Origin of the sequence: Staphylococcus sp. ACRSN (genome assembly GCF_022346615.1) — a bacterium.
Taxonomy (GTDB): domain Bacteria; phylum Bacillota; class Bacilli; order Staphylococcales; family Staphylococcaceae; genus Staphylococcus.
The window spans coordinates 238,428-257,974 of the sequence record NZ_JAKRNS010000003.1 but is presented as its reverse complement, the minus strand read 5'-3'; the positions used below and the strand labels follow the sequence as shown (position 1 = coordinate 257,974).

General features: G+C 31.0%; 21 protein-coding genes. 1 reads left to right on the top strand and 20 read right to left on the bottom strand.

What is annotated here, in order from left to right:
• Nucleotides 1–35 precede the first annotated feature (35 nt).
• The 5 genes from dnaK to lepA form a co-directional block, all read right to left on the bottom strand.
• Complete coding sequence (gene dnaK, locus MHZ36_RS04725; RefSeq protein WP_239229924.1) at nt 36–1,871, bottom strand: molecular chaperone DnaK; 1,836 nt, start codon at nt 1,869–1,871, stop codon at nt 36–38.
• Nucleotides 1,872–1,920: 49 nt separating this feature from the next.
• Entirely contained in the window at nt 1,921–2,547 is a 627-nt protein-coding gene (gene grpE, locus MHZ36_RS04720; protein ID WP_239229923.1) for a nucleotide exchange factor GrpE, read from the bottom strand.
• A 27-nt stretch (nt 2,548–2,574) separates the two neighbouring features.
• Entirely contained in the window at nt 2,575–3,555 is a 981-nt protein-coding gene (gene hrcA / locus MHZ36_RS04715) for a heat-inducible transcriptional repressor HrcA (protein WP_239229922.1), read from the bottom strand.
• Nucleotides 3,556–3,644: 89 nt separating this feature from the next.
• Complete coding sequence (gene hemW, locus MHZ36_RS04710) at nt 3,645–4,769, bottom strand: radical SAM family heme chaperone HemW (RefSeq protein WP_239229921.1); 1,125 nt, start codon at nt 4,767–4,769, stop codon at nt 3,645–3,647.
• A gap of 97 nt (nt 4,770–4,866) precedes the next feature.
• On the bottom strand, nt 4,867–6,690 hold the full coding sequence (gene lepA / locus MHZ36_RS04705) for a translation elongation factor 4 (protein WP_239229920.1): 1,824 nt from the start codon (nt 6,688–6,690) through the stop codon (nt 4,867–4,869).
• 322 nt (nt 6,691–7,012) lie between these two features.
• On the opposite strand from lepA, the gene rpsT reads away from it, so the two are divergent.
• A complete protein-coding gene (rpsT, locus tag MHZ36_RS04700) occupies nt 7,013–7,264 on the top strand; it encodes a 30S ribosomal protein S20 (protein WP_239229919.1) in 252 nt (83 codons plus the stop codon).
• Nucleotides 7,265–7,345: 81 nt separating this feature from the next.
• On the opposite strand, the gene holA is transcribed toward rpsT, so the two are convergent.
• From holA to MHZ36_RS04625, 15 genes are all read right to left on the bottom strand, one after another.
• Nucleotides 7,346–8,320 (bottom strand): DNA polymerase III subunit delta, encoded by a 975-nt coding sequence (gene holA / locus MHZ36_RS04695; RefSeq protein WP_239229918.1) that lies wholly within the window; start codon nt 8,318–8,320, stop codon nt 7,346–7,348.
• 72 nt (nt 8,321–8,392) lie between these two features.
• On the bottom strand, nt 8,393–10,555 hold the full coding sequence (locus MHZ36_RS04690) for a DNA internalization-related competence protein ComEC/Rec2 (protein WP_239229917.1): 2,163 nt from the start codon (nt 10,553–10,555) through the stop codon (nt 8,393–8,395).
• Between the two features lie 55 nt (nt 10,556–10,610).
• Nucleotides 10,611–11,075 carry a ComE operon protein 2 gene (locus MHZ36_RS04685; protein WP_239229916.1) on the bottom strand — a complete coding sequence of 155 codons (465 nt, stop codon included), beginning with the start codon at nt 11,073–11,075 and terminating at the stop codon, nt 10,611–10,613.
• A gap of 65 nt (nt 11,076–11,140) precedes the next feature.
• Nucleotides 11,141–11,812: a helix-hairpin-helix domain-containing protein gene (locus MHZ36_RS04680; protein ID WP_239229915.1), complete on the bottom strand. Its 672-nt coding sequence runs from the start codon at nt 11,810–11,812 to the stop codon at nt 11,141–11,143.
• Between the two features lie 48 nt (nt 11,813–11,860).
• Nucleotides 11,861–12,577: a class I SAM-dependent DNA methyltransferase gene (locus MHZ36_RS04675; RefSeq protein ID WP_239229914.1), complete on the bottom strand. Its 717-nt coding sequence runs from the start codon at nt 12,575–12,577 to the stop codon at nt 11,861–11,863.
• Nucleotides 12,578–12,579: 2 nt separating this feature from the next.
• Nucleotides 12,580–12,933 (bottom strand): ribosome silencing factor, encoded by a 354-nt coding sequence (gene rsfS / locus MHZ36_RS04670; RefSeq protein ID WP_239229913.1) that lies wholly within the window; start codon nt 12,931–12,933, stop codon nt 12,580–12,582.
• Entirely contained in the window at nt 12,934–13,518 is a 585-nt protein-coding gene (gene yqeK / locus MHZ36_RS04665) for a bis(5'-nucleosyl)-tetraphosphatase (symmetrical) YqeK (protein ID WP_239229912.1), read from the bottom strand.
• Entirely contained in the window at nt 13,508–14,080 is a 573-nt protein-coding gene (gene nadD / locus MHZ36_RS04660; protein WP_239229911.1) for a nicotinate (nicotinamide) nucleotide adenylyltransferase, read from the bottom strand. Before nadD ends, yqeK begins: the two co-directional genes overlap by 11 nt.
• Nucleotides 14,080–14,370 (bottom strand): ribosome assembly RNA-binding protein YhbY, encoded by a 291-nt coding sequence (yhbY, locus tag MHZ36_RS04655; RefSeq protein ID WP_239229910.1) that lies wholly within the window; start codon nt 14,368–14,370, stop codon nt 14,080–14,082. The genes nadD and yhbY overlap by 1 nt, the downstream gene beginning before the upstream one ends.
• 12 nt (nt 14,371–14,382) lie before the next feature.
• On the bottom strand, nt 14,383–15,180 hold the full coding sequence (gene aroE, locus MHZ36_RS04650; protein ID WP_239229909.1) for a shikimate dehydrogenase: 798 nt from the start codon (nt 15,178–15,180) through the stop codon (nt 14,383–14,385).
• A gap of 10 nt (nt 15,181–15,190) precedes the next feature.
• Nucleotides 15,191–16,297 carry a ribosome biogenesis GTPase YqeH gene (yqeH, locus tag MHZ36_RS04645; protein ID WP_239229907.1) on the bottom strand — a complete coding sequence of 369 codons (1,107 nt, stop codon included), beginning with the start codon at nt 16,295–16,297 and terminating at the stop codon, nt 15,191–15,193.
• The gene (locus MHZ36_RS04640; RefSeq protein WP_239229906.1) at nt 16,298–16,825 is read right to left on the bottom strand and encodes a YqeG family HAD IIIA-type phosphatase; all 528 of its coding nucleotides are present in this window, start codon (nt 16,823–16,825) and stop codon (nt 16,298–16,300) included.
• Between the two features lie 17 nt (nt 16,826–16,842).
• Nucleotides 16,843–17,529, bottom strand: coding sequence for a 5'-methylthioadenosine/adenosylhomocysteine nucleosidase (locus MHZ36_RS04635; protein ID WP_239229905.1), 687 nt, complete (start codon nt 17,527–17,529; stop codon nt 16,843–16,845).
• 299 nt (nt 17,530–17,828) lie between these two features.
• Nucleotides 17,829–17,993 carry a hypothetical protein gene (locus MHZ36_RS04630; RefSeq protein ID WP_239229904.1) on the bottom strand — a complete coding sequence of 55 codons (165 nt, stop codon included), beginning with the start codon at nt 17,991–17,993 and terminating at the stop codon, nt 17,829–17,831.
• Nucleotides 17,994–18,311: 318 nt separating this feature from the next.
• Nucleotides 18,312–19,544: an NRAMP family divalent metal transporter gene (locus tag MHZ36_RS04625; RefSeq protein WP_239229903.1), complete on the bottom strand. Its 1,233-nt coding sequence runs from the start codon at nt 19,542–19,544 to the stop codon at nt 18,312–18,314.
• Nucleotides 19,545–19,547: the final 3 nt, after the last annotated feature.

Sequence of the window (19,547 nt, the reverse complement as noted above, 5' to 3'; positions counted from 1 at the left end):
TAATATGATGAACTACAATGCATTAAAGATTAAACTTATTTTTTATCGTCTTCATCTTTAACTTCTTTAAATTCAGCATCTTCAACATTACTATCGTTTGAAGCATTTGCATCTTCACCTTGAGCTTGTTGTTGTGCTTGTGCAGCTTGTTCATAGACTTTTGCTGATAATTCTTGAACAACTTTTTCTAATTCTTCTTTTTTAGCTTTGATATCATCTGTATCATCGCCTTCTAAAGCCGTTTTCAATGCTTCTTTTTTCTCTTCAGCATTGTTCTTATCTTCATCGCTAATATTTTCACCTAAATCAGTGATTGTTTTTTCAACTTGGAATACTAAGCTATCAGCTTCGTTTCTTAAGTCACTTTCTTCACGACGTTTTTTATCTGCTTCAGCATTTTCTTCAGCATCTTTAACCATCTTATCAATTTCGTCATCAGAAAGTGAAGAACTTGATTGGATTGTAATATTTTGTTCTTTGTTTGTGCCTAAGTCTTTTGCTGTAACATTTACAATACCATTTTTGTCAATGTCAAATGTTACTTCAATTTGTGGTACACCACGTGGTGCTGGTGGAATATCAGTTAATTGGAATCTGCCAAGTGTTTTATTGTCAGATGCCATTGGTCTCTCACCTTGTAATACATGGATATCAACAGCTGGTTGATTATCAGCGGCAGTTGAATAAACTTGTGATTTAGATGTAGGGATTGTAGTATTTCTTTCAATAAGTGTATTCATTCGTCCACCCATAATTTCAATACCTAATGATAATGGAGTAACGTCTAATAATACAACATCTTTAACATCACCAGTGATAACGCCACCTTGGATTGCTGCACCCATAGCAACTACTTCATCAGGGTTAACACCTTTGTGAGGATCTTTACCTACTTCTTTTTTCACAGCTTCTTGAACTGCTGGGATTCTTGTAGAACCACCAACTAAAATAACTTCATCAATTTCTGAACTTGATAATCCAGCATCTTTCATAGCTTGACGAGTTGGTTCCATAGTACGTTTGATTAATGAGTCAGCTAACTCTTCAAATTTAGAACGTGTTAAGTTGATTTCTAAGTGTAATGGACCACTTTCTCCAGCTGAAATAAATGGTAATGAAATTTGTGTTTGTGACACACCTGATAAGTCTTTTTTAGCTTTTTCAGCAGCATCTTTCAAACGTTGAAGCGCCATTTTATCTTGACCTAAATCTACGCCGTTTTCTTTTTTAAATTCAGATACTAAATAGTCAATGATGACTTGGTCAAAATCATCTCCACCTAGTTTATTATCACCAGCAGTTGAAAGTACTTCAAATACGCCGTCACCTAATTCTAGTATAGAAACGTCAAATGTACCGCCACCTAAGTCAAATACTAGTACTTTTTGGTCAGTTTCAGTTTTATCTAGACCATAAGCTAATGCAGCAGCTGTTGGTTCATTGATAATACGTTCAACTTCTAAACCAGCTATTTTACCAGCATCTTTAGTAGCTTGACGTTCACCATCATTGAAGTAAGCAGGAACAGTAATGACTGCTTTCTCTACTTTTTCACCTAAATAATCTTCAGCTGTACTTTTTAAATTTTGTAATACCATTGCTGAAATTTCTTGAGGTGTGTAAGATTTACCTTCAACATCAACTTTGTAATCAGTACCCATATGACGTTTGATAGATTGAATTGTGTTAGGGTTTGTAATTGCTTGACGTTTCGCAACTTCACCTACTTGAGTTTCTCCATTTTTGAATGCAACAACAGATGGTGTTGTTCTAGCACCTTCTGGATTTTGAATTACTTTTGGTTCGTCACCTTCTAAAATAGAAACACATGAATTTGTTGTACCTAAGTCTATACCTATTACTTTACTCATAATAAATTTCCTCCTGTTTGTTTATAAAATTGGGTATTTTCATCAAAAATTATTGATTTACTTTAACCATCGAAGGTCTTAATACTCTCTCCTTCAATTTATAACCACTTTGTAGTTCTTGAGTAATTTGTCCTGACTCGAAGTCTGGATTATCATCTTGAACAACAGCTTGATGTACATTTGGATCGAATGCTTGGCCTTCTGTTTCAATTTTTTCTAGGCCATTATTACTTAAAGCATTTAATAAGCTTTCATGAACCATTTCTACACCTTTTTTCAGTGATTTGAATTGTTCATCTTCACCATCTATTTGTAACGCACGTTCGATATTATCCAACGTAGGTAAAATATCATTCAATACATCTTGAGACTTATAAGCTCTCATTGTTTGATTTTCTTTTTGAATTCTACGTTTGTAATTTTCGAATTCTGCATATAATCTTAAATATTTTTCTTCATTTTCTTGTACATCTTTTTTCAATTGTTGAATTTCTTCATCTTTAGGATCTACATCTGTATTAAAATCTTCTGTATTGTCATCCTGCAGATTTTCTTCTGTTTGTTCTGTTGTTTCATCAGTTTGATTTTCTGATTCGTTTTCAACTGACTGTTCATTATTAGTCGTTTGGTCATTTTCCTCAGCTTGATCAAAGACTGATTCATTTTTTTCTGTCATTGTCTGCCCTCCAATACATATTTAAAATTACCAAATCGTATTTAGTAATCTGATAACATTTTGATAATTCATAGCTGTTGGTCCAATTACTGCTATCTTTCCTTTTAATCTATCATCAATGTGATATTCACTTGTAACGATAGATATATCACTCAAACTTGATTCAATTTCATGACCAATTCTCACATTGATTGAAGCATTGTTCATGTCATCAAGCAATTGCGCGATTTTATTTGATTCGATATATTGCAAAATAGGTTGAATTGAAGATACATTAGTTTCATTCAATGCATCAATAAGTTTAACCTTACCACCCATAAAAATGCCATTACTTTGATCATCAAAATGAACTTCAATTGTATTTAGCATATCCTTGATAAATTCTTTTTCAAATGTTGACTTTACAAAGGTATTCAATTCATCTTCGAATTGAGTTTTATTCCACTCGTTATACTTTGCGCTAACAAAGTTAGAAATCTTTGTTAATTCATCATTTGTCAAAGGAGCTTGTGATGCTAAATGTAAATGCTCTACATGACCAGAAGTAAATACAACGACCATGATAATCAGATAATCATTAGCACGAATCAAATGAATGTTATTAATAATATCTTTTTTATGATTTGGACGCATCACCAACGTAGTATATTGTGAAGCAATTGACAATTCATCTGCAAATGCACTTAATGCTGATGAAATATCATAATGATTACTTGCTAATAACTCTTTTAAACGTTGGATTTTAATTTGTTGTTGATGAGATGTTTGTTGCAATAATTGATTCACATAGTATCTTATACCAACTTCTGAAGGCGAACGTCCAGATGAACTATGCACCTTTTCGATAAGTTTCAAATCTTCAAGATGCTTCATTTCATTTCTAATTGTCGCTGGACTTACATTTAACTTGTGTCGCTCTATCAAAGTTTTAGAACCAATTGGATGACCTAAATCAACATAATCTTCAACAATTGCATTTAATATGCTCAATTGTCTATCACTAATCATGCTTTCACCTCATTAGCACTCTTTTGTATCAAGTGCTAACTATAATTTATCAAATTGGTCAAAGTAAGTCAATGTTAAAGCATTAAAATTTATACATTTAATAAAAAAGACTCAAAGACCGTATTTCCAATTACTTTTCCACGCTCAGTCATTGCTAAATACCCATCTTTCTCAAATAACAATTCCTTTGAAATTAAATCTTTAATTACTTGACCATATACAGTTTCAATTGATTGATTAAACTTTTCAGCAAATCTTGCTTTATTGACACCTTTATTCATTCGCAAACCTAAGAACATTTCTTCTTCCATTTGTTCAGTTTTCGTAGGAAATGTTGAATCAAGTAAAGGTCGTTCATTATTTTGAATTTTTTTAATATAGTGATTTACTGGATTCACATTATTATAGCGTTCTCCATCAACATATCCACTTGCACCTGCTCCAAACCCGTAATAACCTTCATTTTTCCAATATACTTTATTGTGTTCAGATTCATGGTTTTGCTTGCCGAAATTTGATATTTCATATTGATGCATATCAGACTTTGCCATTCTGTTTAATAGATATTCATACATTTCTTCACCAATATCTTCATTAGGTACTTGTAACTGACCTTTACGATACATATTATAAAATTGTGTTTTAGGTTCTAAAATCAAACCATAACTTGAAATATGATCGATATCCATACAAAGTGCACTTTCCAAACTTTCCTTAAAGTCTTCTAATGTTTGTTTTGGCAAGTGGTACATCAAATCTAGACTTATAGATTCAATGCCAACAGCCCTAGCATTATCAACAGATTTATAAATGTCTTCTGTGTTATGTGTTCTACCTAATATTTCTAATAATTCAGGCTTAAATGTTTGTACACCCATTGATAATCTATTAACACCATAGTCTTTCAATAATTGAACCTTTTCTAATGTCAATTCATCAGGATTAGCTTCGAAACTAAATTCACCATTTATCGTAAAAATTTCAGTGATTGCTTCTAGCAACCTTTTTAATTGCTTTATATTTAGTGCTGTTGGTGTGCCACCACCAACAAATATAGTTTCTAATTCACGCACTTTACTGTTTTGCATTTCTTGTATTAAACAATCAATATACGTATCAACAGGCTGGTTTTGAATGTAATATTTATTAAAATCACAATACGTACATATTCTCACGCAAAAAGGAATGTGGATATAAGCGCTTTTCACTTCCATAATGCGTTCACCTACTTTCATTTTTTGAAACTTATAGGATTAACACAAAAAACTGGGGCATAAATCGTATGGATTTAAGGCCCCAATGAGTTTGTTATTAATCTTCGTCCATCTTAAGAACAGCTAAAAATGCATCTTGTGGTATTTCCACATTTCCTACAGCTTTCATTTTAGCTTTACCAGCTTTTTGCTTTTCAAGTAATTTTCTCTTACGACTGATATCGCCACCATAACATTTAGACAATACGTTTTTACCCATCGACTTAATGTTAGTACGTGCAACGATTTTTTGACCAACAGCAGCTTGTACCGGCACTTCGAATTGTTGACGAGGTATTAGTGTTTTTAATTTTTCAACTAAAGCTTTACCTCTATCATATGCAAAGTCTTTGTGAACGATAAAGCTTAATGCGTCTACTTTCTCACCGTTTAATAAGATATCCATCTTAACTAAATCACTTTCTTTATTATCAATAAATTCATAATCAAATGATGCATAACCTTTTGTATTTGATTTTAATTGATCAAAGAAATCGAAAACAACTTCAGACAATGGAATTTCATAAATAATATTCACTCGGATATCATCCATATATTCCATGTTAACAAATTGACCTCGTTTACGTTGACATAATTCCATTACAGCACCTACATAATCATTAGGCACCATCATTGTTGCACGAACAAACGGCTCAAATATTTGATCGATTTTATCACGTTCTGGCATATGTGCAGGATTATCTACAGCAACTTCTTCCCCAGATTTCATGATGCATTGATAAATTACTGACGGTGCAGTCGCAATTAATTCAATTCCAAATTCACGTTCAATACGTTCTTGAATAATTTCCATATGCAACATACCTAAGAAACCTGTACGATAACCAAATCCAAGTGCTTGAGACGATTCTGGTTCAAATTCTAAAGAGGCATCATTAAGTTGTAATTTTTCTAAAGCTTCACGTAAATCGTTATAATCTTTATTATCAATCGGGAATAAACCGCAGAATACCATAGGATTCATTTTCTTGTATCCTTGCAATGCTTGTTCGGCTGGTCTATCTGCATTTGTAATTGTATCACCCACGCGAGAATCATCGACATTTTTAATGCTTGCAATGATATATCCAACATCCCCAACAGTCAATTCTTCAACAGGTAACTGTTTTGGAGTGTTAATTCCTACTTCCGTCACTTCGAATTCTTTACCGGTAGCCATCATTTTTATTCGATCACCAGCTTTAACCGCACCTTCCATAACACGTATTGAAGATATAACGCCTCTATAAGGGTCATATTCCGAATCAAATATCAGTGCTTTTAATGGTGCATCAGGATCACCCTCAGGTGCAGGGACAACTTCAACAATTTTTTCTAATATATCTTCAATACCAATATTAGATTTTGCACTTGCAAGCACCACTTCATCTTTATCAATGCCGATAACATCTTCCAATTCTTGTTTGACACGTTCTGGTTCTGCAGCTGGCAAATCAATTTTATTCACAACAGGCAATAATTCAAGATTATTATCTAAAGCTAAATATACATTCGCTAATGTTTGCGCTTCGATACCTTGCGCTGAATCTACTACTAAAATAGCACCTTCACAGGCCGCTAATGATCTTGAAACTTCATATGTGAAGTCGACATGACCAGGTGTATCAATTAGATGGAACGTATATGTTTCACCATCTTTAGCTTCATATTTCAATCTTACTGCATTTAGTTTAATTGTAATACCACGTTCTCTTTCTAAATCCATTGAATCGAGTAATTGGTTTTGCATATCTCTAGTTTCAACTGACTTGGTATTTTCTAATATTCTATCTGCTAAAGTCGATTTACCATGGTCGATATGTGCGATAATAGAAAAGTTCCTTATATTTTTACGTCTATCTAAACGTTCTTGTTTATCCATGTATTATCATTCTCACTTTCATAATTCTAGCCCGTAAATATGTATGACATTCTTTGATATAATAACGTTTTTAGCATACAATTGCAAACTTCATAAGGAATAGAATAGATTATTGTGTAAATATTACTTATTGCAACACTCACACATAGCATATAATATATAGAGTACAAAGTATATATTTCTATATATGTTGCCTGAAAACAGGATTTTTAAGCACATTACCAAATAAATGATTGCAGAATCTGCGTCATTTTGATAAAATATTTCTTGTTGTAATCAAATTAAATTTGATAGCGAAGATCACTTTTAGGAGGTGACACACATGCCAAACATTAAATCTGCAATTAAACGTGTTAAAACAACTCACACTGCTGAGGAGCGTAACATTTCTCAAAAAAATGAAATGCGTACAGCAGTTAAGAGAGCTAAATCAGCTACAGAAGCTAATGCTGATAATAAAGCTGACTTAGTAAGTTTCGCTTTGAAAAAAGTAGATAAAGCTGCTCAAAGCAACTTAATCCACAAAAACAAAGCTGCTCGTATTAAATCTTCATTAATGACAGCTGCTAAATAATAAAAAGTTCAAGCCGAGGCTTGAACTTTTTTTGTAACTTATTATTTCCTATAATTTATTTAACTGTAAATTCTTTGAAGATTATAAAGAAAGAATAAAGAGTTCTAAAATAAGTTGTTTATCCATATATGATGATTTAAGCTTATAGTCTGTTTCAGCACAACTATTTATTATATTCAATAGACTTTCTAATTTATAATGTCTCGCTTGATTAAGTGCAAGTTTCACACGATATGGATGCACTGAAATAGTTTTAGCTATTTGTTGCCCACTATACCCTTTTTGACTTAAGATTTTACTTTGATAAAAAAGTCTATAGTTACTAGTAATTAATGCTAATAATTTAATTGGCTCTTCTTTCATTGCAATTAAGTCTTTAACTAATTGTATAGCTTTTTCTTTATCATTTTTTTGTATATATTCAGTTAATAAAAATACATTTTGTTCTAAACTTCTATTTACAATTTGATTTACGTCCTGTTTATTAATAGTTGCCCTATCTTCTAAAAATAGCACTAACTTACCAATCTCTTGCTTTACTATATTAAACTGTATACCAGTAAGTTCAATAAACAAATCTAATGCATCTTGCTTTATATCTTTATAATTTGCATGTAATTCATTTTTTATCCATTGCTTTATTTCATCTTCTGACATCTGCTCTATTTTCTTTAATTGCGCATTTTTCTTCAATGTTTTTACTACTTTTTTACGTTCATCTAATTTAGCTTGATAAACTTCAAAAATTATTAATGTTTCTCCATCATATTTTTCAATAAATTTGATTAATTGATCAATGTTTGGATTGATATCTTTAGGTGGTTTTTCACCAGTAAAAACATAAGCATTTTGAATAAGAACTACTTTTTTATCAGAAAAGAAAGGCATTGTTAGTGATTCTTCAATAATGGCTGATAAATCAGTCTCATATAAATTGAATTTCACGAAATTAAAATCATCTTTAGGCTGCTGTAAATATTGTTTAATTAACTCAGCAGATTTCTTTTCAATTAATTCTGATACTTCACCATATATCGTTATGATATTTCCACTCATTTATAGCATCCTTTCTTAACCATTACACATTAAAATATTATACCATGTCAATTTAGTGCTAACTAGTGCTACTTAGTTACTTACTTCAGTATGTATTTTCAATTCAGCTTGCAATGATATTGTGACATTTCCAACTTCACTGGTCTGAAACAAATTTGTATGTCTAACATTCAGTCTATCTACTACCTCTTTGCTTGGTAAATGATACATATTATTTTTACCTGCTGAAATTAAACTCACTTTAGGCTGTATTCTATCAATAAAAGCATCGGTTGAACTTGTTTTACTACCATGATGTCCTACTTTTAATATTTCAACATTAGAAATATTATAGTTTTCCAGAAATATACTTTCATTATTTGATGTCGCATCACCCATTAATAACATAGTGTGCTGATTCACTCTTATATAAGTAATGATTGAGTGTTCATTTAAATCAGTTGAATCATCTATAATTGTATCTAAAAGATTAATTGTTGCATCACCTAAATTTAATTGCAAGCATTGTCTAAAGTCTAACAACTGAATATTATACCGTTGACATTGACCTTCCAGTGCTCTAAGCTGCCCTCTTGTAAAACTCTCTTTATCTATAATCAGATGCTCAATTATAATCGTCTTCATTAAATAAGGTAATTCCCCCATATGATCTAAATGTGGATGGGTAATAATAATATAATCCAACTTTGATATTCCACGCTTTTTGAATATGGGTAGTACTTTATATTTAGTGATTTGATAATTATATTCTGAATTACCTTGATTAATATTTCCACCTGTATCAATTAATATATTTCGATTTGTGGCTGTTTCAAATAGGATTGAATCACCTTGACCAACATCCAACATTGTTAATCGATCCGTTTTCTGCAACGGCATGGTGGTTAATATAAAACAAAGTAAAACGAGTGGTACAACAATATATTTAAACTTCTGATTCACAATTAAAATTATAGTCAACAACACTAAAATCAGCATCATTAATTTAATAATTTCATTCAGATCAACAACGTACCATTTGAATCGATTTAATTTATAAAAAATGTCTAATATAAAATCATGTAAAGCCATTATCTTATTAAACAAAGTATGTAAAACACTATATTGGATAGGTAAATGAATCATAATAAATATAAAGATTATAAAAGGAAATAGAATAAAGCTATAGAAAGGAACAAATATCAAGTTAGAAAATAAACCAATCCATTGGATTTGATTGAAGTTAATAACACTGATTATCATTCCACCAAGTTGAGCAATGATAGTTAGTGTTATTAAAGAGGATAAAAAAGGCAGTTTTTTTAAAATCGGCAGAGAAAACAAAATTAAAAAGGTTATGAAAAATGAGAATTGAAAACCAATGTTATATATATAAGAAGGATTTACAACTGATAACGTGATAAAACAAAGACCTAAAATATTCATTGAATTACCACTTACACGTACAGGTAAACTTATTAGAATAATTGCTGTCATGATAGCTCTAGCTGCACTAGGAATAAAATTAGTGTAAAATAAATAAACTATCAAAACTATAATCAAAGTAATTTTAATCAATATTATTGGTATTTTAAACCGATTCAATACAAAACTTATAATACATATCAATATGGCAACATGCGTGCCACTAACAGCAGATAAGTGATAAATTCCAATTTCTTTTATTTTTTCTAAGTAGTTTTGATTAAGTACTGAAGTATCACCTGTAATTAATGCTAAGATTCTATCTGAATTTTTAATATTCAATGCATTTAATTTCCGCTCCACGAATACTTTATGTTTATTTAACATAGTGGAAATCAAGTTATTCTTTGCATCATAGCAACTTCCATAGTCTATTTGTTTAATAAGCATTTGAGATTTATTGGTATAGAGATGCTTTAAAGGTTTAATTTCTGCGTTAATATAACAAGTTTTATTCACAATATCGTGTAATACAGATGAACTGTCCTTACTATTATTATAATATGAGAATTTAAATTCTTTGTCATCATAACGTAATGTACCTGTTGCTTTGTTATCAGCAAATGAGAAATTCCCAAGAAAATCGACTTGGGCATTTTCTATTTTATTATTTGATAATTGATTTTGTTGCGCTTTAATTTGTTCAAAGTGGTTATAAAATACAAAAAAACTAACGAAAGAAATTAATACAAGTATAATAATTTTAAAGGTACTGAATTTCTTTTTAATCGAAATATACAATAAAAGCAAAAATAGAAACAATGAAATCAACTTAACATGTATCCATAGGATGCCGACTAAATATGCGATGGCATAGTAAATCAAATTATGATTTATCGACTAAATATTGTGCTACATGTTGCTGATTAAACGAAATTTTCTTATAAATAATTCCAGATTGGTTTAATAGCTTTAATGCATATTCATGGTTATGATAATCTTCTGCGTAATAAATTGTCTTAATGCCTGCTTGAATTATAGATTTAGTACAATTAAGACAAGGGAAGTGTGTAACATATATTGTTGCTCCTTCAGTAGAAACGCCTTGCTTTGCACATTGTAACAAAGCATTCATTTCGGCATGTATAGTTCTAATACAATGACCATCTTGTATCAAACAACCATCATCAATACAATGTACTTCTCCAGAAACTGAGCCATTATATCCTCCTGCAATTATGCGATTATCTTTAACAATTGTTGCACCAACTGATAAACGTTCGCACGTTGATCTTAAAGCCAACAAATGACTTTGAGCCATAAAGTATTCTTCCCATTTTATGCGATCCATGATGTTTCCTCCAATGTAAATTTTATTATAGATTAATTTCTATTATGACAGATTGCAACAAAAATCTATACGATAAAATACTCTCTTAACTTTTCAAATGTTTTTTCGCCTATTCCATTTACTTTCTTTAAATCTTCAACATTTTTAAAACCACCACTTTCATTTCTATATGCAATTATCGCCTTTGCCTTGGTTGAACCTATTCCTGGGATATTCTGTAATTCAGATTCCGTGACAATATTTAAGTTTACTTTTTCAGTTCCTTGCGTGTTTTTAATATTATTTTCATTTATTGATTTTGACAAATTTTGTGATTTAGTGTCCCCTTTCTTTGGAATAATAATCATTCTCTGATCTATCAATCGTTCCGAAAGATTAATTTGACTTAAATCTGCATTATCTTGAACACCAGCTTTATCTAATAGTTGCTTAATTCTATCAGTAGATTTCATTTCATATACATTTGGCCTTTTTACAGCTCCCTTAATATCTACAAAAACAGTTGTTGGTTGTTTACTGTCAATTTGTTGTTCTTTGTTATCACTTTTACTAGTATTTTTCTGATTATGATGAGCAAAACTTTCAATGTTATTCTCTTTATGCTGAACTACTTGCTGTTGAACACCAAATTTACAAAATACCAAGTATATAATGATAATAAATAAAAAGAAGATACAAATTAAGAAATAACGATACTTTAATATAAATGATTTAATACTTTCTATTATTGATAGCATAAAAAATCACTCCTCAATACATAACACGTATCAAGGAGTGATTTTACTTTATTTTTTTACAATGAAAAATAATCGTTGACCCTCTTCATCCTCATTGTTTATATCAAAATCTACAAATGTTTTTATATTTGTAAAGCCCGAATGCTTTAGCATATCAATGTATTGCTTTTTGGTATATGTTCTTTGATAATGTGATTCATCAAATCGTTCATACTGACCATTATCTTTTTTTACAAAAAATGACATATCATGCCAAACACTGTGAGCAGCATCACCTTGTACCGCTTCCCAGCCTAAAAAGACATCATCTGATTCATCAATATAACTTTGGTTATTAAAAAGCGTGTCCATTTTATGTGTTGTATGAACATCAAACATAAAAACACCATCATTCTCCAAATGATTATTCACATGTTGAAATGTAGATATAACGTCATTTTGCTCTTGTAAGTAATTTAAAGAATCACAAAATATAGTGATTACACCAAATTGTCTACTAAGATTAAAGTCTGTCATATCTCCTTCAATCCAGTTAACATGCTTGGACTTTTGTGAAGCTATCGCTAGCATATCGACACTTAAATCCATACCTGTGACATCTTCGTATTCTGACAACAGTGATGTAAAACTTCCGGTGCCACAACCAATATCTAATACCGAATCATGCCCTTCAGCAAAAGTTCGAACTATAGCTAGCCAAGACTCATAAGGTTGGTCCATGGTAAGTTGATCATAGAACAAACTCATTTCTTCATACTGAACCATAATTAATAAACAGCCTGTCCGTAAGATTCTAAAGGTGCATCGCGATATAATTTCTCAATATTATAATAATCTCTTTCATCTTTATGGAACACGTGGATAACAACGTCTGCTAAATCAATTAATATCCATCTCGCTTCATTAAAGCCTTCCATTCTTTTTACCTCAATTTCAGCTTTATTCGCCGCTTCTTTAACAGCTCGTGCAATTGATTGGACTTGTCTTTCGTTGTTACCGTGACATATCACAAAATAATCTGTCATATCACTAATTCCTTGCATTTTTAAAGAAATTATATCTTCTGCTTTTTTACTCTCTGTTGCTTCGACAGCAATGTTTAATAATTGATCTGAATTCATTTAATCATCCTTTACTCTTTCGTCACTATAATTGTAATAATTCAAGCATGCAATCGTCGCGTCAAATACATTGATATCTTTTCCGATTAAATACAATACAGTACGCTTAGAAATTTCATAAATTGTTTTATCTAAGCTACCTTGATTGTATGCTAAATCACGAATTTCTTCAACGCCTGGGGTTTTTCTACCAAGTTCAATGTAATCTGCAACAAAAACAAGCTTTTCCGTTTTGGTCATTTGGGCTCTACCTGTTGTATGATATTCTATAGCACGTAAAACTTCATCATCTTCTATACCATATTTTTCCTTCATAATAACAGCACAGACAGGACCGTGTAAAATTTCCGAACCATAACTTAATAATTTGCTATCTAAATTATATCGCGTCACAATTTGATACATTTCTCCAAGGTCATCATACTTAGAATAATCATGTAAAATTCCAGCAAGTTGCGCCTTTTCTTTATCACCATCATAAATATCTGCAAGTTTCATAGCTGTTTCAGATACTCTCATAGAATGTTCAAAGCGTTTTTGCGGTAACTTTTCCTTAACTATAGCTATAGCTTGATCAATTTTCATATAACCCTTCCTCTCGGATATAACGTTCTACACTAGAAGGTACATAACCTTTTATATTAACATTATTCTTTACATTCGATCTAATTAGCGTAGAACTTATATCAATTCGTGGAATATTAACTGCTAACATGCCAGATTCAACAGTTTGTGTTGATTGTGCTCTATTAACAATTACAAAAGTAATTTTAGATTTAAGTTCTTCGATTCTATACCATTTATCTAGTTGATTATACTGATCTGTACCAATCACAAAAAATAATTTAGCTGATGGATATTTATCTAAAAAATTTATAATTGTATCGTACGTATAACTTTGACCTTTACGCTCAATTTCATCCAAACAAATTTCTCCGAAACCGAGCTCATCAATCGCACGTTTAATCATTTCCACTCGATATTTTGCATCTAAATACTCATCTTGTACTTTTAAAGGAGACATAAAACTGGGTAAAAATATAAACTTATCAGGTTGAATTTTGTGATTAACTTCGCTAGCTACGACCATGTGAGCTATATGAATCGGGTTAAATTGCCCACCGTAAAGAACAATTGAATTTGTCATTATGGTAATTGGATTTGTTTATTATCTTTTGATTCTTTGTATAATACAATCATTGACCCGATTACTTGTACAATGTCACTCTTAGTTGCATCACTTAAGCTTTGAGCTAGGTCATTTTTATCTTCAAAGTTGTTTTGTAAGACATGGATCTTAATTAATTCTCTGTTCTCCAAAGTATCATTTATTTGTGTAATCATATTATCACTAATACCTGATTTACCTATTTGGAAAGTTGGATCTACATTATGTGCTTTACTTCTTAAAAACCTTTTTTGTTTACCTGTTAACATTTATATTCTCCTCTATAATCTATTTAATACTGTTTCTTTCATCACTTCTATATTTGGCATCTTTTCTGTCCAAATTTTATAACTTTCTGCTCCTTGATAAACAAACATATCTAACCCATTATGAATTGGATTACCCTTAGCTTCAGCTTCAGCTAATATTGGTGTTTTAAAAGGTACATATACAATATCACTAACAAGCGTCTGTTCTGATAAATTATCAAGATTTATTGGAACTTCCATATTATCTTTCATACCAACGGGTGTCGTGTTTATAATAATATCAAATTCATCAAGTGCTGTTTCAGCTTCGGCTAATGAAATTTTATTGATATCTAAATTCCAATTTTCAAATCGTGACATAGTCCGATTTGCTACTGTTAATTTAGGTTGAACATATTTTGTTAATTCATTTGCTATACCTTTACTTGCTCCACCTGCACCTAATATAAGAACATATGCGTTGGCTAAATCTGGATATACTTGCTTTAAACCTGTTACATAGCCGATACCATCCGTATTATATCCTATCCATTTATCATCAATAATTTTCACTGTGTTTACAGCACCTACTGTTTCAGATTGACTATCAATTTCATCAAGATATGGAATAATATTTTCTTTATGCGGTATTGTAACATTAAAACCATTGATATGCTTTTCGTTGATAATTTCTTTTATCAAATGAAATTGTTCTTCGGGAATATTAATTGCTTCATACGTAGAATCTACATTTGAAGCTTTAAAATTCGCATTGTGCATAGCAGGTGATAATGAATGATCTATCGGATTACCAATCACCGCGTATTTCATAATATTCCTCCTACATTATTGAATTTCTTAATATTACATCAACATTTTTTGGTACACGTACAATAACTTTTGCACCTTTATCAATTGTTATAAATCCTAAACCTGAAATCATAACATCTTTTTTTTCTTTTCCAGTTTCTAATCTCACTGCTTTAACATTTTGTAAGTCAAATAAATCTGGATTATTGGGTGGAGTCAAAACAGATCCAAGTTGATTTCTCCATAAATCATTTGCTTTTTCTGTTTTTGTTCTGTGTATATTCAACTCATTTGAAAAATAGCAAACTAATGGACGTTTTCCTCCACTTACATAATCAATTCGAGCTAAACCACCAAAAAATAGTGTTTGACCTTCATTCAATTGATAAACACGTTGTTTAATTTCATTCTTAGGCATAATCGTTTTTAATTCTTTATCACTCACAAAATGAGTCATTTGGTGTGACTGAATAATACCTGGTGTATCAAACATAAATGAAGTTTCATCTAAAGGAATATCAATCATATCCAATGTTGTACCAGGGAAGCGTGAAGTTGTAACTACATCCTTTTCACCTACACTACGTTCAATCAATTTATTTATTAAAGTTGATTTACCAACATTAGTTGTTCCTACAATATAAACATCTTCATTATTTCGCATTTTATTTATGGATTCTAATAATTCTTCTATACCCTCATTTTTAATGGCCGAAATTAGTATAACGTCATCAGCGTCAAGACCATACTTTCTAGCAGTCTTCTTCAACCATTCCTTAACACGTCTCTTGTTTATTTGCTTGGGTAATAAATCTAATTTATTAGCTACAAGTATAATTTTTTTATTACCTACAATTCTTTTTAACGCATTAATAAAAGAACCTTCAAAGTCAAATACATCTACTACATTTACAATGATTCCTCTTTTATCAGCTAATCCATTTAATAAGTTTAAAAAGTCTTCACTATCTAGTCCTACATCTTGTACTTCATTATAATTCTTTAATCTGAAACAACGTTTACAAATCACGTCTTCACGAAATAAATTATGTTCTGGTACATAACCTGGTGCATCGGGATCTTCAGATTGTAATGGTGCACCACAACCTATACATTTTAATAATTCTGTTTCAGTCAATCAATTTTCCTCCCATGTTATATAACCTTTTTTCCTAAAGTGCTGTAACAAACGTCTTTCAACTAATCTATTGAATTTAGTTATAAAACCATCTGTATGTTTTACTGGAACCACCATAATTGTGAATAAACCTCTGCGATTCCCACCAAATACGTCGGTCATCATTTGATCACCTATAACGACAATTTCTGAAGGGTCAAGTTGCATAGAGTGCGCAGCTTGATTAAATGCGCGACCTCTTGGTTTTCTCGCTTTAAAAATATAATCCACATTTAGTGATTTAGAAAACCCTGCTACTCTACGTTCATTATTATTGGAAACTATAGTTATAGTAATCCCTGCTTCATTTACGTCTTTAAACCACTTTTTCACTGCATCTGTAGGGTCAGCTTCATCCCAACCTACTAAAGTATTATCTAAATCTGTAATAATACCTTTCATACCAGATTCAACAAGCTTCTGTATATCTATTTGGAAAATCGATTGCACATATTCATTTGGCATAAAATATTTTTTTATCATACCCATTATTCACTTTCACCTTTTTATATAGATTTAATTAAACGTTCTACAATTTCACTTGATGATATCGCTGCTTTTTCTAAAAATGCTTCAAAAGTAATGCCAGCATCTCCATCAGCTAAATCTGAAATTGCTCGTGTGATGATAAACGGCAAATTAAACTGATGGCATGTTTGCGCAATTGCCGTAGCCTCCATTTCAGCCGCTAATGCTTCCTTAAAATGTTCTTTAATTTTAGCTCTCTGTTCATAAGTGCCAATAAAACTATCTCCACTAACAATAAGACCAACTTTTGCATTTAATTGTTGATCGTTAATTGCTTTTGTTGCTTTTTCTAATAAAACTTTATCGCTTACAAAACGTGCTGGCATTTGTGGAATTTGACCTATTTCATATCCAAAAGCTCTAGCATCTGCATCATGATACATAACAGCATCACTAACGACAACATCACCTACATCAAGTGATTTATCTAAAGCACCAGCAGAACCTGTATTTATGATTAAATCTGGTTTAAATTGTTCTATTAATAATGTTGTAGAAATAGCTACATTTACTTTGCCGATACCACTTTGTGTAAGTACGATCGCTTTATTATTTAATTTTCCTTTATAAAAAATAGTATGTGCTATTTTTACTTCTTCTAATTCGTCAATTTTATTTTTTAAGATTGCTACTTCTTCTTCCATAGCACCTATGATACCTATCATTATAATTCACCTCATCTTAAAATCCTAGCCTTTGTTATTCTACCATATATATATTCATAGCTCGATCTTATAAAGAATATTTCCGCTTGATTTAAAGCATATTATAAGAAAATATGTAAAAATAAACACTTATACTCAAATATTTAACTCTTCATCATTTTTAACAGTAAAAAACAGATAAAACTGTCATTTTATCTGCATCGAAAAATTTATTAATTTAAAAAGTATAGACCATCTTATTCAAGTGGTCAAATGTTCAATGATTTTAAAATTATAAATATCATGTTTATTCTTGAAAATTAGTAATATCTTCGTGGAAACTCATACGACATGTTTGGAGTTTCATAGACACTATGCCATGTCATCCGTAATAAAGGTAGTACACTCGTCATTGCCATACAAACCAATGAAATTAATACAATACCAATTATAAGTACAATTACAAAATCTATAATTCTTTCCATTTCAAACATCCCTATCTATTACAAAACATAAATGCGCAATACTGTACATTTCATTTTAGTACTATCCTTTATAATATACTACAATTAGTTAGATAGTTAAATATATGAAATAACGACATTCATGATTCATGAATATACATCTTGTTTAAATTCATAAAAAATACCAACAAAGTCTTAAACTTTGTTGGCAGATAGAAACCGATGAAAATTTTTGATCCTTAAATTTTATTAATACAAAAGTGTATAACAAACATTTTATTAAAATTGACAATTAAATTTCAATCATAAATTTTAGAAATCAAAGACCCTCGAAAAACCTTAAGATCCCCACAATTCCGTTAAACCTTGTAATGAGAATACACCTGTCACAATCGTAACAATTACTGCAATAATACCAAAAACGAGCATCCATGTTGGATGATTATAATCACCTACAATAGATTTACGTTTACTTGCTATAAGTATTGTGCCTAAAGTTATTGGTAAAATCAAACCATTTAAAGCTCCCGCAACGATTAACAATGTAACTGGTTTTCCTAAGAATAAAAATACTAAAGTAGATACAACAATAAATGAAATAACAATAACATTCGTCTTATTATACACAGATTTGTGTAACGTTTTTAAGAATGTTGCACTTGTATAAGCTGATCCAATTACCGATGACATTGCAGCAGCAAATAATACAACACCAAAAATATTTTTGCCGATAGGGCCTAGTACATGTTCGAAGACAGATGCTGGTGGATTTTCAGAATTTAATGTCACACCTGTGACTACTACTCCTAACACCGCTAAGAATAACAATGTTCTCAATACACCTGTTGTTAAAATTCCCGCAATAGCAGCTTTATTTACAAACGGTAAAAACGATTTACCTTCTACACCTGAATCTAATATTCTATGTGCACCAGCGAACGTAATATAACCTCCAACTGTACCACCTACCAATGTTATAATTGGTAATACTAAAGCTAGTGGTTGTTCTGGCATAACCATATGTGTTGCTGCATCTAGGTAAGGTGGATTCGCTTTAAACATAACAAATGCCACTACCACAATCATCAATACACCGAGGAACATCGTTACAACATCCATAATTTTTTGACCACTTTTACTGATGAAAATAGCAATTGATAGTACTGCTGTTATTGCTGCACCTATTTTAACGTCAATCCCAAAAATTGCATTTAATCCTAGTCCAGCACCAGCAATATTACCTATATTAAATGCAAGGCCACCGATCCCAATTAAAATAGATATGAAAGTACCAAGTCCTCCTAAAATTTCATTTGCAACTTCTTGACCTCTTTTACCAGTAACAACAAGTACTCTCCATATATTAATTTGGGCACCAATATCAATCAATATTGATAAAAGAATGGCAAACGCAAAACTGGCTGAAAACTGCGCTGTAAAAACAGCTGTTTGTGTTAAAAATGCAGGTCCAATCGCTGACGTTGCCATTAAAAATACGGATCCTAATAATAATCTTTTGTGATTTTTGGTGAAGTTCCCCTCACTTTTTTTTGGCTTTAATTTATCTCCCATCTT